Here is a 13431-nt window from a genome sequence, read left to right on the forward strand (position 1 = left end):
CGGCCCGGGAAGCGCTGCGGCGCGGGTTGCGGCTGCGCGTGGCGCACGCCTGGGGAGGGGCTGCCGCCAGGACGAGGAACCCGTGACCCTGCCCGAGTTCGAGTTCCGCCGGTACTGGGCGCGGCGGATCCTGCGGGGCACGGTGGACCGCCCTGGGCGAGCGCTACCCGCAACTGTCCCTGGACCCCGAGCAGATCCGCCAGGCCGCCCGTGCCCGCGCTGCTGGCGGACGGGCGGAGTCCGCCGACACGCTGGTGCTCGGCAACCAGGGCTTCGGTGGCCTCGGCGGTCTCCTGGCCGGATCGGTGGCCATGGCGGTGGTGGCGCACGCGCGCACCCCGGTGGTCCTGGTACGGGCGGGCTTCGGCGCCACCGACGAGCATGTGCCCAACGGCGACGGCGCGCCTTGGCCCCTTCAGTCCCAAGGAAGCGACCACCCTGATCGACCGTGTTACGCAACACGAGCAGCCGCAGGCACCAGCGCTGGAGCGATCCCGCTCCAAGGACGCGCTGCTGCACGTCGCCGAACTCTGCGGGCACCTCCCCCTGGCCGTCGCCCTCGCCGGTCGCCGCCTGCGCACCCGGCCGTCCTGGTCCATCGCGGACCTGGCCCGCCGTCTGGAAGCCGACCAGAGCCGACTGCGCCATCTTGCCGTCGGCGGGCGGACAGTGGAGGCCGCCTTCACGTTGTCGTACCAGTCGCTGCCCGAACCCCAGCGCAGGGCCTTTCGCCTGCTGGCCCTGCATCCCGGCACCGACTACACACCGGACTCAGCCGCGGCCCTGCTCAACACCAGCCGCACCGACGCCGAGGACCGACTGGAAGCCCTGCTCGACGAGCACCTGCTGCACAGCTACACCCATGGGCGTTACCGCCACCACGACCTGCTACGCCTGTACGCACGAGACCGCGCCCACGCCGAAGACACCCAGCAAGCGCGCTCCACGGCCCTGCTGCGGCTCGTACGGTGGTACTGCGACACCGCCGAAACCGCGCGCCGACAGCTCGAACCCTGGCAGGCGGACCAAGGACCCGCCCCGGCTCTGGCCCCGGCCGGGGCCGAGCCCGAGACCGGGCCCGCGGCAGCCCTGCGGTGGCTGCAGCGCGAGCGCGCCAACCTGACCGCCGTGACCAAGGAGGCCGCCCGCCGCGGCTGGCACGACTGCACCCAGCGCCTCGCCGCCGCAGCCCACGCCTTCCTCGCCCTGCACGCCTACGGCACGGACAGCCTCGCCGGGCTGCACCTCGGCCTGGAGGCGGCCTGTCAGGCGGGCGAGCGCCACGGCCAGGCCCAGGCCCTGCGCGACCTCGGTGCCGTATATGGCGCTCTGGGACGGCACGAGGAAGCAGCAGAGTTGCACCAGCGCGCCCTTGCCCTCTCCCAGGCCGCCGGGGACGCCCTTGGAGTGGCCAGGGCGCGCTGCGCGCTCGGCCAGACACACGCGGCGCGCGGACACCACCTGGACAGCCGCGAGCAGCACCGCCAGGCCCTCACCGTGTTCCGCGAGCATCACGACAGGCACGGCCAGGCACGCTCGCTGGCCGGACTCGCCCTGGCCGACTGGTTCACCGGCGCCACGCCTCAGCGGAGCACGGCGCAGCACCGGCGTGCGTTCGCGCTGTTCCGGGAGCTCGGGGACGTACGCGGGCTCGCCCTGGAGACCAGCAGGCTGGGCATGGCGCACTGGTTCTTCGGGGACTACCGAGCCTGCGCCGAGCAGCACCGCCGCGCGCTCACGCTGTTCGAGCAGGCCCACGACCGGCGCGGGCAGGCCCTCGCTCGCAGCGGGCTCGCCCTCGCCCAGTGGCATCTGGGACAGCCCGAGCGCTCTCTGGACACATACCGGCGCGCGCTGGCCGCCTACCAGGACACCTGCGACCAGCAGGGCCAGGCCGTGGTGCTGCAACGGCTGGGATATGTGCACTGGGCCACCGGCCACTACGACAAAGGCGAAGCCGAGCTACGCGAAGCACTCGCCTTGTGCGCAATCACGGAGAGCCGCACCACCCAGGCCTGGGCACTCACGTCGCTGGGGTATCTGTACCTGCGGCTGCGGCGGGACGATGGGGCGGCACACCTGCTGGGCCAGGGGCTCAGCCTGTCCCGGGAACTCGGCGACCGGCACTGCCAGTCCAGCGGCCTACTCGGACTCGCCCTCACCGCCCTGAACCAAGGCGACCTGTCCGGCAGCCAGCACTTCGCCCGGCAGTCACTGGACCTCGCGCGTGCCCTCGGCAATCCGCACGGACAGGCCTGGGGGCTGATCGCCACGGGGCTGACGCACCTCCACGGCCACACTCCCACGGAAGCCGCGGAAGCCGCGGAGGCCACGGACTGCTTCCGGACGGCCGCCGCCATCGCCGAGCACATCCACGAACCCCACACCACAGCCATGGCCCGCCACGGCATGGGCTGCGCCGCCGCCCTTCTCGATCACCTCGACGAGGCCGAGGCGCACTTCCGCACAGCCCTCGTCCTGCGCGGCCGGATCATGGATCGGCACGGTGAGGCCGAGACCCGCGCGGAACTCGGCGCGCTCCTGCGGCGTACGGGGAGGCCGCGGGAGGCCCGTGCCGAGGAGGAAGCAGCGTCCGCTCTGTACGCGACCATGCTCACAACAGCGCCAGCGCCACGGCCAGCACCAGCGTCGCTGCCGCTGTCGCTGTCCTCCGGCCGTCCTCGCCGCCCTCGCCGCACCCCCGGTTCCCGTTAAGGCGAGGTGGTGGGTTTCCAGGGTGTGGGAGGGGCTTTTGGTCGGCGTACTTTCCTTTCAGGAATCGTCGGCCTCAGTGGCTCGGGTCAATCGAAGGTGATGTCCAGGCTGGACGAGTAGCCGGAGTCGGCGTCGTCGCGGCTTCCGCGTCTTGGCCTCGTTCCTGCGGTACGGACATGTACGGCACGCCAGTGGTATCCGTCCTGCTCTTCTTCTTCGACGGAGAAGACCACGGAATCACCCACGCTCAGTTCGCGAAATCCGTCCGCGTCGATGCTGGAGAAGTGGGCCCATACGGGGCCTGCAAGGTGTGGGGAGGTCAGCACCCCCCAGCCCTCTTCCACGTTCCACTCGCTGACCACTCCTGAAAACACCTCACCTGAGGCTGCGCCAGGCATAATCCCCCCATTATTCATTATTGGAGTCGCGGAGGCCTTTCGAACCGCTGGTCAGGCAGTCCGTGATCGGCGACCTGGAACGTATCACCGGGGCCATCCGCGAGCAATGCGCGCTTCTGTGGGGAGTTTGGCGGTCTCCTTGCAGCCCCGGAAAGGGGTGGTGTCGGCTGGGCGAGGCGTCAGGGCCGGAAGGTGCGGCGGTAGGTGTCCGGGGGGACGCCCACGCTGCGGTGGAAGTGGCGGCGCAGCGTGGTGGCGGTTCCCATGCCGGTGGCGGCGGCGATGGTGTCCACGGTCGCGGTGGTGGTTTCCAGGAGTTCCTGGGCGTGGCGGATGCGCTGGGTGTGGAGCCATTTGAGGGGTGTGGTGCCGGTGAGGTGTTTGAAGTGGCGGGTGAGGTGGCGGGAGCTCATGCCAGCCTGGCGGGCGAGGTCTTCCACGGTGAGGGGCTGGTTCAGGCGCTCCTGTGCCCAAGGGAGGAGGTCGGCCAGGGGGTGGTTGTCCGGGGCGGGCAGGGGGGTGGAGATGAACTGGGCCTGGCCGCCGTCGCGGTGGGGCGGGGTGACCAGACGGCGGGCGATCTTGTTGGCACCGGCTGAGCCGTGGTCGCGGCGGACCAGGTGGAGGCAGAGATCCATCGCGGCGGCCTTGCCCGCGGAGGTGAGGACGTCGCCGTTGTCGACGTAGAGGACGTCCGGGTCGACGGTGACCGCCGGGTGGCGTTGGGCCAGTTCCTGTGTGTGGGCCCAGTGTGTGGTGGCGCGCTTGCCGTCGAGCAGTCCGGCCGCGCCCAGGATGAACGCGCCGGTGCACAGCGAGGCCACGCGGGCGCCAGCCGTGTGGGCGGTGCGGAGGGCGTCGACCAGGTCGGCGGGCGGTTCGCGGTCGGTGTCGGCCCAGCCGGGGACGATCACCGTGTCGGCGTGGGCGAGGCGGTCGAGCCCGTGATCGGGTTCGAGGTGGAAGCGGCCGACGCGTACCGGGCCGTTCCCGCACAGGGTGAAGTCGTACCAAGGGGCCACGAGGTGGGTCAGGTCGGTGCCGAAGACCTCGATGGCCACGGACAGTTCGTAGGGCAGCATGCCGTCGGTGACGGCCAGCGCGACTGTGGGCATGTCTGGAACTGTATGGGGCGTGTCGTTTCCGACACTCGTGTGCGGTGTTGTCGCGGGGACAGGATGCGGGGGGGCAGGTCGCAGGTCGTAGGCGACCAGCGGGCTGGCGGGCTGGCGGGCTGGCGGGGCAGCGGGCCTGTGAGTCAGGGAGTCCGGGAGTCGGTCGGCCAGCGGCGCGGCGGTGTTTCTCGTGCACAGGAGCGGAACTCATGGGATCAGGTCAGTTGGTGGCGGTGTTCGGCGCGTACGGGCACACGGGGCGGTTCGTGGTCGCCGAGTTGGTCGCGCGCGGGTTCGTTCCTGTCGCGTCCGGGCGTGACGCGCGGGCTCTGCGGGAACTGGCCGACGAGCGCGGCCTTGAGGCGCGGATCGCGTCGGCCGGTGATCCGGCCTCGCTGGACCGGGCCCTGGCGGGGGTGGCGGCGGTCGTCAACTGCGCCGGGCCCTTCGCCTCGACCGCCGGTCCGGTGATCGAGGCCGCGCTGCGGGCCGGGATTCCGTACCTCGACGTCGCCGCCGAACTCGAAGCCAATCTCGACACCTTCGCCCACTACCGCGAGCGGGCGCGGGGCCTGGGCGCGGTGGTCGTTCCCGCCATGGCCTTCTTCGGCGGCCTCGGCGATCTGCTGGTGACCGCCGCGATGGGCGAGTGGACCGCGGCCGACGAGGCCCATATCGCATACGCGCTCAGCAGTTGGCATCCCACCGCTGGCACCCGGCTCTCGGGCGCGGTCTCCCGCGAGCGGCGCGGAGGCCACCGGCTGCGCTACCTCGGCGGGCAGTGGGAGCGGCGGGCCGATGCCGCGCCCACCCTGGAGTGGGCCTTCCCGGATCCGATCGGGACCCGGCAGGTGGTCGGGGAGTTCACCATGGCGGACGTCGTCACCGTTCCCCAGCATCTGTCCATCCCCGATGTGACCGCGTACATGAGCGTCGAGGCGGTCCGTGACATCGCCGCTCCCCACACTCCGGCCCCGGCCGCCGTGGACGCCAGCGGCCGCTCGGACCAGACCTTCCTCGTCGATGTGGTGGTGCGTTCGGGCGGGGCCGAGCGCCGGGTCACTGCCAGCGGGCAGGACATCTACGCCGTTACCGCGCCCCTGGTCGTCGAGGCTCTCGACCGTGTACTGACCGGCCGTACCAAGGTCGTCGGTGTTGCCTCGGCTGGGGAGGTCTTCGACGCGGCGGACTTTCTGCGCGCGCTGGTTCCGCATATCGCAGTCGACCTGCTTCCGGGGAAGCGGATCAGCTGACGCGGTCATCGGCAAGTGGCCGAGGAGCGCGCCGGGTTCGCTGGTCTTCGCCGCGGGCAGCCGAACCGTCTGGAAGGCGGCTGCCCGTACGCCGCGCGCCTGCGCCTTGGCCTGCGCCTGCGCCTGGGAAAGCGGGGCCACGATCGGTCATGCGCCGTGCGCGCTCTCATCACCCCGGTCCCCCTGCTGCGGTGGTTGTGGGTCCAGCCAGCTTCGAGTGAGTGGCTTGAGCTGGGCGTTCGTGGGTTGGGGGCGGTGGCGGGTGCTGGTCCTGGCAGGGGCTTTCGCGGTGTTTGCCGTACGCATGACGGGTTGGCGGAGAGGGGGAGCCATGGTGTGGCTTTCGTCATAGCTGTGGTGATCTTGATGTGGTGGGGTGGGTCTTGACCATCTGGGTACGTGCGTCCCTTTCCGCTCATACGTCATGCGAGACGTGGGGGGATGGAGGTTGGGGTTGGGGGTTGTTTCGTCGTGCCCAAAAGCAGTGCGGGATAGGGGAACTTCGGGCGCATGTCCGACAGCGCGGTCGACCGCACCATGTTGAGGCGCGCCGCTGTGCTCGTCTCCGCGCTCGCAGCTGGTGCGGTCTTCGCCACCAGCGGCGTGGCGCAGGCGGCTGAGGTGGCTCCTCGCGGCGATTCCCTTCGCGCCCAGCGCGCAGCAGGTCGCCTAGGCCGCCTATCCCGGCGACGCCGAGGCCCAGGCCCAGGCCGCCATGCTGCCTGTTCTGGCCAACGACAGGGGCCGCTCCGCCGCCGTCCACACGCCTGCACCTGACACTTCTGGCACTTCTGGCACTTCGGAAAGCCCGCACCTGACTCTGTCTGAGGGGACACGTGACCCTGGAACACGTCTCTGTCGCCGTTCTGGCCTCGGAGATCATCATCATGCTGCTCGCCCGCCTCGGCACCGAAGGGCGGCACTGGCGCCACTACAAGAAGGGTGAGGCGCCGCCCCGCAAGCGGGACGACATCAGACTCGGCCCCGGCCTGGTGTACTCGATCGCCGCACTGGCGCTGATCGCCAAAGCCGTACTCAGCGGAATCGACCTGGAATGGAACATCGGCACGCTGAGCCTGCTGGGTGTCCTTGGTGTCCTGGTTCCCGGATACGCCGCCCACTCCGTCATGCTGCTCGGCACACGCGGCGACAGGAAGCCACTCAGGGGCTGGCAGGAGGCGCTGGCATACGTGCTGGCCGCGCTCGGCGGGGCCGCTGCGGTCGCGTTCGTCTGACCTCCGCTGGCCGCTCGGGCGACCAGCCACACCGACGGTGGTGGGCACCCACCCGCCGGTGCGTGCCCAGCACCGTCTTCCTTTTGGGGCCCGGGCCCTGCCCGGACTTCCACCCGCTGCACCCCAGAACCCCTGGCTCCACACAGGCCCTCACCCGGTGTCCCCGCGACCGCCACCACCGCAGCACGGGCGGGTGCGCCTCCTGTTCGACCTTGCTGACGCGTCGGCCGACCACGTGGCGGGGGGCCGGGGCGCGCCGATCGGCATGCCGCGTCGGAAAGGTGGGCGTCATGAGCGGCATACAGGGCAGGTCGGTGTGTCGGGGAGGTAGAGGGAGCGTTCTTGGGGGGTGACGTCTCGGTGGACGGCTTGGCAGATTTTGCGGATGGATTGGGCGGGGGTGGGTAGTTCGCCGTCCCACAGTTGTACGGTTCCGTAGCCGCTGGTGGCCTGGGTGTGGCCGTCGGGGCTGAGTGCCACCGCGAACATGGGGCCCTTCTGGCCGGTGAGGGTGCGGCGGGCCTTGCCGGTGGCGGTGTCCCACAGGCGCATGACTCCCGTGTCGTCGCTGGTGGCCAGGGTGCGGCCGTCTCTGCTCCATGCCATGGCGTGGACGGAGTCCGTGGGGCCGGTGAGGGTGTGGCGGGGCTTTCCGGTGGCGGTGTCCCACAGCCGTACTGTCTCCGCCTGGTCGCGTTTGACGCTTTCGGCGGCGAGGGTGCGGCCGTCGGGGCTGAGGACCGCCGCGGACACGGGTCCGATGTCGCGGGTGCGTCGGGCTCGGCCCGTCGCGGTGTCCCAGAGTTTCACGGTCCCCGCGTCGGAGACGGCTGTCAGGGTGGTCCCGTCCGGGCTGAACGCCATCGTGTACGTGGGCTCGCCGGGGAAGGGCAGGGTGCGCCGGAGCGTCCCGTCGGCCGTGTTCCACAGTCTCACCGCGGTCCGGTCGGCGGTGGCGAGGAGGTTCTTGGCGGGGCTGAACACTACTGCGGACACGTATCCGTCGTGGCCGGTGAGGGTGCGGCGTGTTCTGCCGGTCGCGGTGTCCCACAGGTGCACGGTGTCGGCGTCGCCGGCGGCGAGTGTGTCTCCGTCCGGGCTGAAGGCCATTCCTCCGACCATGGCGTCGCCGGGTGCGCGCAGGGTGCGCCGGAGCTTTCCGCGGGGCACGTCCCACAGGCGTACGGCGTCCCGGTCAGCGGCGGCCAGGGTGCTTCCGTCGGGGCTGAAGGCCACGTCGGGCACCTCTCCCGTGTGACCGGCGAGGACACGGCGAGGCTGGCCCGCCGCGACGTCCCACGCCCGCACGGTCCCGGTGTCGGCGATGGTGGTCAGGGTGTTCGTGTCCGGGCTGAACGCCATCGTGAGCGGGGCGTCATCGGAGGCGGGCAGGGTGTCTCGGAGCCTGCCGTTGGAGACGTCCCACAGGCGCACCCTCTTCTCGTCGGCGGTGGCCAGGGTGTTGCCGTCGGAGCTGAACGCCACCGCGGACACCGCCCTGATGTGACCGGTGGGGATGCGCCGGGTCCTGCCGGTGGTGGCGTCCCGCAGGTGTACCACTCCGTCGATGTCGGCGGTGACCAGGGTGCGCCCGTCCCGGCTGAACTCCGCTACGGAGAACGAGCTCTCGAAGCCGGTGAGGGTGCTGCTGTCCGCCTTCCCACTGGCCACGTCCCACCGTTGGAGCACCGCCTCGCCGTCTCCGGCACCGGCACCGTCGTCACCATTGTCGGCGGCGCTGACGGTGCTCAGGGTGCGGCCGTCGGGGCTGAACACCACCGCGGACATGGTCGTGACGTGGCGGGTGAGGGTGCGGCGGAGCCTGCCGGTGGCGGTGTCCCACAGCTCCATCCGGCCTCCGTCCTCACCCACGGCGAGCGTGTGCCCGTCCGGGCTGAACACCACCGCGGCCGCGGCGTTGGTGGACTCGATGGAGCTGGGAAGGATGTGACGGACCTTGCCGGTCGCGGTGTCCCACAGGCGGACCTCGAAGATGTCGGCGGTGGCCAGGGTGCGCCCGTCCTCGCTGAACGCCATGGCGAGCGCGGGGACTTCGGCGCCGGTGAGGGCGCGGCGGGGGGTGCCGGTCGCGGTGTCCCACAGGCGCACCGCCTTGTTGTCGGCGGTGGCCAGGGTGCGGCCGTCCCTGCTGAAGGCCGCCACGCGTACGGGGCGGGCGTAGCCGGGCAGGCGGTACCGGCGGGCGAGGTCCGCGGCGGCGTACAGGCTGGTCGTGGCTTCGCTGGTGGGGGCGGTGCGGTAGGCGTGGACGGCCAGCAGGGAGGCCAGGTCGGGGTCGGTGGCCAGCAGCGCGGAGGACTGCGCGGCGAGCTGCCGGGACACGGCGGTCTGCTGGGCGGCCACCGCGCGTGCGCGCTGCTGGTCGCTGGCGCGGCTCTGCTGCCAGGCGAGGACGCCCGCGGTCAGGGCGAGGACGAGCAGCGCGGACACGGCGATGGAGAACCGGCGCAGCCGCCGGGTGGTGCGGGCGGCGGTGTGGCGTTCCTGTTCGCGGGCGGTGACGCTGGCGTGCAGGAAGGCCTGTTCCAGGTCCGTGAGGGGGCCGTGGGGGTGGGGGAAGTGTTCTTCGGCGGTGGCCAGGCGGGTTCCTCGGTACAGTGCGCCCGGGTCGTGGTCGAGTTCGGCCCATGCCGTGGCGGCGTCCGTCAGGCGGCGGTGGGCGCGCAGGCGTTCGCGGTCCTCCTCGATCCAGCCGTGCAGCCGGGGCCAGGCGGTGATCAGCGCTTCGTGGGCCAGGTCGACGGTGCTGTCCTCCAGGGTGATCAGGCGGGCGCGGGACAGCAGGTCGAGCACCGTGCGGGTGTCGGCGTGCCGGTCTTCCTCCAGTTCGCTGACGTCGATGGGGCGGCGGGTGTCCGGGGTGCCCTCGCCGGGGGTGATCAGGCGCAGCAGGATGCGCCGGGCCGTCTCGGTCTGGGCGGGCGCCAGTCGGGTGTAGCAGTCTTCGGCGGTCTGGGCGATGGCGCCGTGCAGGCCGCCCGTGGCCTCGTACGCCTGCGTGGTCAGCGCCCGGCCGCGGCGTCGGCGCCAGGTCTCCAGCAGCACGTGGGACAGCAGGGGCAGTGCCCCCGGCTCCTCCCCCACTTCCTCGATGAGACGCGCGGTCAGCGCGCGTTCGACGATCAGGCCTTCGGCCGCGGCCGGTTTGACGATGACCTCTCTCAGTTCGGCCGGTGTCATGCGTCCGACCGGCAGGCTCGCCTCCCGGATGACCGTGTCCAGGCCGGGCTGTTCCAGGCAGCGGGCGTAGAAGTCGGCCCGTACCCCCAGTACGACGCGCAGTCGGTGCTCGGGGTGTCGGGCGGCCAGCAGGCGGGTGAGGAAGGCGGTCCGCTCGGCGGGGTCCTGGCAGAGGGTGAAGACCTCCTCGAACTGGTCCACCACCAGCCAGGTCTCTCCGTGCCCGGCCGCGGGCTCCAGGGTCTTGGCGTGGGTGCGCAGGGGGTGTGCGCCGGGGGTGAGGACGCGGATCGCCGCCGGGCGCGGCCCGTCGTCCTCGGTGGTGCGCAGGCGCGGGATGAGTCCGGCTCGCAGGAGGGAGGACTTGCCGCTGCCGGACGGGCCGAAGACCACCGTGACCGGGTGCTGTCGGGTGAGCCGTGACAGGTGGCCGGTCAGCTGGTCCCGGCCGAAGAACAGCGGCGCGTCGGCCGTCTCGAACCGGGCGAGGCCGCGGTAGGGCGCCTTGGCGGTGTCCTCGTCGGCGGCGGTGGTTTCGCTCTGCTCGCGGAGGGCCGTGTGCCAGCGCCGGTGCCAGTCCCGCTCGTCGCCTCCGCAGGCCGTGGCGTAGGCGAGCGTGAGGTCCAGGGAGGGGAGTTTGTCCCCCGCGGCGGCCTGGGACAGCGCGGTGATCGAGTATCCGGTGCGCTCGGCCAGTACCCGGTAGGTGATCCCCCGGCCTCGTCGCGCAGTTTGCGCAACTCCACCGCGAACCGCGCCACCGGCCCCGCCGCCGGGTCGACCGGCTTCTCCCTGCGCCCCATCCTGATTCCCCCGACATCCGGATGATCTTTCCGGGTCACGCTACGGATCCGGTACAAGCCGGACAAGCCACCCGTTGGCCATCCCTGGTTCCTCCGCCCGGCCGGAACCCGATTGTTCACCCCCACCGACCTGGGCTGATGAAAAACGCCCCGGCGAGGTGAAATCGGTGCCGGACCGCCTCAGGCGCTCCGGCCCTCCCCTCGGGGTGCACAAACGGGGGTGTGCCCGGCCGGGCTGCGGCCTCTCCGGGCACCGGCACCACACACATGGCGGAGGGCGGGCGCCCGGCGCGCCTCGGGTACGAGGCCGGACGCGGGACCACCGGCACGAGGGTCTGTCTTCTGACCGCTGACACCAAGGAGTTCCACTTTGCGAAGCACACAGTTCGGCCGCGGCGCGGTCATGGCGCTGGCGGCCACCACGCTGGCGGCCAGCGGCGTCCTCGCCGCGTCCGCCTCGGCCCCGGCGCAGCCCACCGCGCAGCGCGGCAGCGCCGCCGCGGCCCCGTCAGACTGTCCGTACGGCTACTTCTGCGGGTACAAGGACGCCAACTTCAAGCGCCTGGCGTTCCGGTACAAGGACTGCTACATGCAGGAGATCCCCGACGGGCTCAACAGCGGCGGCTCCTGGTACAACAACCAGACCAGGGGAACCAAGGCGAAGATGTACAACAAGAACAAGCAGCTCATCTACACCACGCCCGGAGCCCCTTCGTCCGACTCCCACGGTGACTGGGGTCCCGTGTGGTACGTCGACGCCTGCTGACGGACCACCTGGCGGGCCCGCGCTGAGCTACGGCGCAGCGCGGGCCCGGCGCCGCGAGGCCTGTGCTCGAAGGCTCCGTGCGGGTCTTCCCTCGACACACCGACACCAAGGAGTCCCGTCATGTACCACACGGCGTTCGGCCGTGGCGCGGTCATGGCGCTGGCGGCCACTGCGGTGGCCGTCGGCGGCGTCCTCGCCACGTCCGCCTCGGTTCCGGCGCGGACCGCCCCGCAACGCGGTGCCGCCGCCCCGGCGGACTGCCCGTACGGTGCCCTCTGCCTGTACAAGAGGCCCGACTACAAGGACCTGCTGGCCACGTTCACCGACTGCTCCCTGCGGGAGGTCCCCGACGTCGTCAACCGGGGCTCTTGGTACAACAACATGTCCCGGGGAACCAGGACGAAGCTGTACGACAGGAACAAGCAGCTCATCTACACCACGCCCGGAGCCCCCTACGGTTCGCCGCTCGGCGGCGGGAGCCCTGTGCGGTACATCGCCCCCTGCTGACGGGCCACCCGACGGCCACGGCGGACACGGCGGGTTCGGCGGTAGCGTGGCCCTACATGTTCGATTTCAGTACGTCGACCTCGCAGCCCGGTGCGAACGCGTCGAAGCCGTGGTCGATGAGCCAGCGGACGCCCAGCAGGCTGCGCGCGGACCACCATGCTCGGATCACGTCGACGTCGGCGTCGGTGCCGTAGCCGGTGAGGACGTCGTCGAGGTGCTCCTGGTGGCCGAGGGTGAGGGTGGCGACGTCGAACAGGGCATCGCCCCGGCCCGCTTCGGACCAGTCGAGGATGCCGGTGACCCGGTCGCCGTCGACGAAGACGTGCTCGGCTTGCAGGTCGCCGTGCGTGAACGCCGGAGTCCACGGGCGGAGCGCGGCCTCGGCGACCTGGCGGTTGCGGGTGACCAGGTCGGCGGGCAGGAGGCCGTTCGCCACGAGCGCCTCGCACTCGCCGTCGAGTTCCGCCGCCAGTTCCTCGGGGTCGCGGCGGCGTCGGCCGGGCCAGGGCGGCAGCGGCGCCTCGTGCAGCTCCCGGAGGGCGGCTCCGGCCGCGGCCCACGCCCGCGGGGACGCGGTCGACGGCTCGCCGAGGCGGCCGAGCGCCGTCCCCGGCAGCGCGGCGAGCGCGAGCACCGGCGGCTTGCGCCACAGGACCCGCGGGGCCGGGACCGGCGCCAGGGCCATCGCCTCGACCTCGACGTCGACGCGCGTCTGATCGGCGTCCACCTTCAGGAACACGTCGCCGACGCGCAGGGTGGCGCGCTCGGAGTGGGCGACGACGACATTGACCTCGTCCATGGGCGCCCAGTATCCCGGGGGTGATCGCCGATGTCGCCCCGTTTATGGCGTACGGGCGGGGCGTCAGCGCGGGGTGGTCGTCTTGATCCAGTCGTCGACCGGGGTGACGTTCGCCCACTGGGGGAAGAGGCGGTCGACCAGGGCGCGGTGGAGTTCGGGGTCGGGGTCCAGGCAGGCGTCGGGGAGGACCGTGAGGGCGAAGTCCAGGTCGTTGGCCTGGCACACCGTGGACAGGACGACGGCGCTGGTGGCGATGCCGGTCAGGACGAGGTGGTCGATGCCGCGGGCCCGCAGGACCACGTCCAGGTCGCTGCCCGAGAACGCGCTCGCCCGTCGTTTGGTGACCACCACGTCGCCCGGCCGGGGCGCGACCTCGGGGTGGATCTCGGTGCCCGGGGCGCCCTCGACGTAGAGGCCCGCCTGTGCGATGGCGGCCAAGGGCTTGTTGTGGGTGCCGACTTCGGGGAATCCGGGGCGCAGCGCGATGACGACGTAGATCACGGGGATGTCCGCCGCTCGGGCCGCGTCGATCGCCTTGCGTACGCGGGACAGGTATCCGGAGCCGTCGTCGACGGCGTCCACGATGGCCTGTTGTACGTCCATCACGAGGAGGGCGCTGTTCATGTGGTCTCCAGGCCG

The 13431-nt window shown here is 71.7% G+C and carries 10 protein-coding genes and 1 pseudogene; 6 read left to right on the plus strand and 5 right to left on the minus strand.

The features are described 5' to 3' along the window. Positions 1-194 precede the first annotated feature (194 nt). Positions 195-344: pseudogene (locus ACOBQU_RS38925) on the plus strand (universal stress protein); the annotation flags it as partial. Between the two features lie 37 nt (positions 345-381). Next, on the plus strand, positions 382-2715 hold the full coding sequence (locus tag ACOBQU_RS38930; protein ID WP_423635084.1) for a tetratricopeptide repeat protein: 2334 nt from the start codon (positions 382-384) through the stop codon (positions 2713-2715). 86 nt (positions 2716-2801) lie between these two features. Here ACOBQU_RS38930 and ACOBQU_RS38935 read toward each other — a convergent pair whose 3' ends face one another. Continuing rightward, positions 2802-3077, minus strand: coding sequence for a cold-shock protein (locus ACOBQU_RS38935; protein WP_423635086.1), 276 nt, complete (start codon positions 3075-3077; stop codon positions 2802-2804). A 215-nt stretch (positions 3078-3292) separates the two neighbouring features. Further along, entirely contained in the window at positions 3293-4228 is a 936-nt protein-coding gene (locus ACOBQU_RS38940) for a helix-turn-helix domain-containing protein (RefSeq protein WP_423635088.1), read from the minus strand. A 209-nt stretch (positions 4229-4437) separates the two neighbouring features. Here ACOBQU_RS38940 and ACOBQU_RS38945 point away from each other — a divergent pair, with 209 nt between their 5' ends. Together ACOBQU_RS38945 and ACOBQU_RS38950 are read left to right on the plus strand one after the other, a co-directional pair. Further along, a complete protein-coding gene (locus ACOBQU_RS38945; protein WP_423635090.1) occupies positions 4438-5481 on the plus strand; it encodes a saccharopine dehydrogenase family protein in 1044 nt (347 codons plus the stop codon). Positions 5482-6317: 836 nt separating this feature from the next. Then, entirely contained in the window at positions 6318-6716 is a 399-nt protein-coding gene (locus ACOBQU_RS38950; protein ID WP_423635092.1) for a hypothetical protein, read from the plus strand. Between the two features lie 288 nt (positions 6717-7004). On the opposite strand, the gene ACOBQU_RS38955 is transcribed toward ACOBQU_RS38950, so the two are convergent. Further along, positions 7005-10628 carry a hypothetical protein gene (locus ACOBQU_RS38955; protein WP_423635589.1) on the minus strand — a complete coding sequence of 1208 codons (3624 nt, stop codon included), beginning with the start codon at positions 10626-10628 and terminating at the stop codon, positions 7005-7007. A gap of 462 nt (positions 10629-11090) precedes the next feature. Here ACOBQU_RS38955 and ACOBQU_RS38960 point away from each other — a divergent pair, with 462 nt between their 5' ends. Both ACOBQU_RS38960 and ACOBQU_RS38965 read left to right on the plus strand, forming a co-directional pair. Then, positions 11091-11486, plus strand: a complete 396-nt coding sequence (locus ACOBQU_RS38960) for a hypothetical protein (protein ID WP_423635094.1) — start codon at positions 11091-11093, stop codon at positions 11484-11486. Positions 11487-11606: 120 nt separating this feature from the next. Continuing rightward, positions 11607-11993 (plus strand): hypothetical protein, encoded by a 387-nt coding sequence (locus ACOBQU_RS38965; RefSeq protein WP_423635096.1) that lies wholly within the window; start codon positions 11607-11609, stop codon positions 11991-11993. 52 nt (positions 11994-12045) lie between these two features. On the opposite strand, the gene ACOBQU_RS38970 is transcribed toward ACOBQU_RS38965, so the two are convergent. Then, the gene (locus ACOBQU_RS38970; RefSeq protein WP_423635098.1) at positions 12046-12792 is read right to left on the minus strand and encodes a phosphotransferase; all 747 of its coding nucleotides are present in this window, start codon (positions 12790-12792) and stop codon (positions 12046-12048) included. Between the two features lie 63 nt (positions 12793-12855). Further along, complete coding sequence (locus ACOBQU_RS38975; RefSeq protein ID WP_423635099.1) at positions 12856-13416, minus strand: cysteine hydrolase family protein; 561 nt, start codon at positions 13414-13416, stop codon at positions 12856-12858. Positions 13417-13431: the final 15 nt, after the last annotated feature.

This window comes from Streptomyces sp. G45, from assembly GCF_049542095.1.
Lineage (GTDB): Bacteria > Actinomycetota > Actinomycetes > Streptomycetales > Streptomycetaceae > Streptomyces.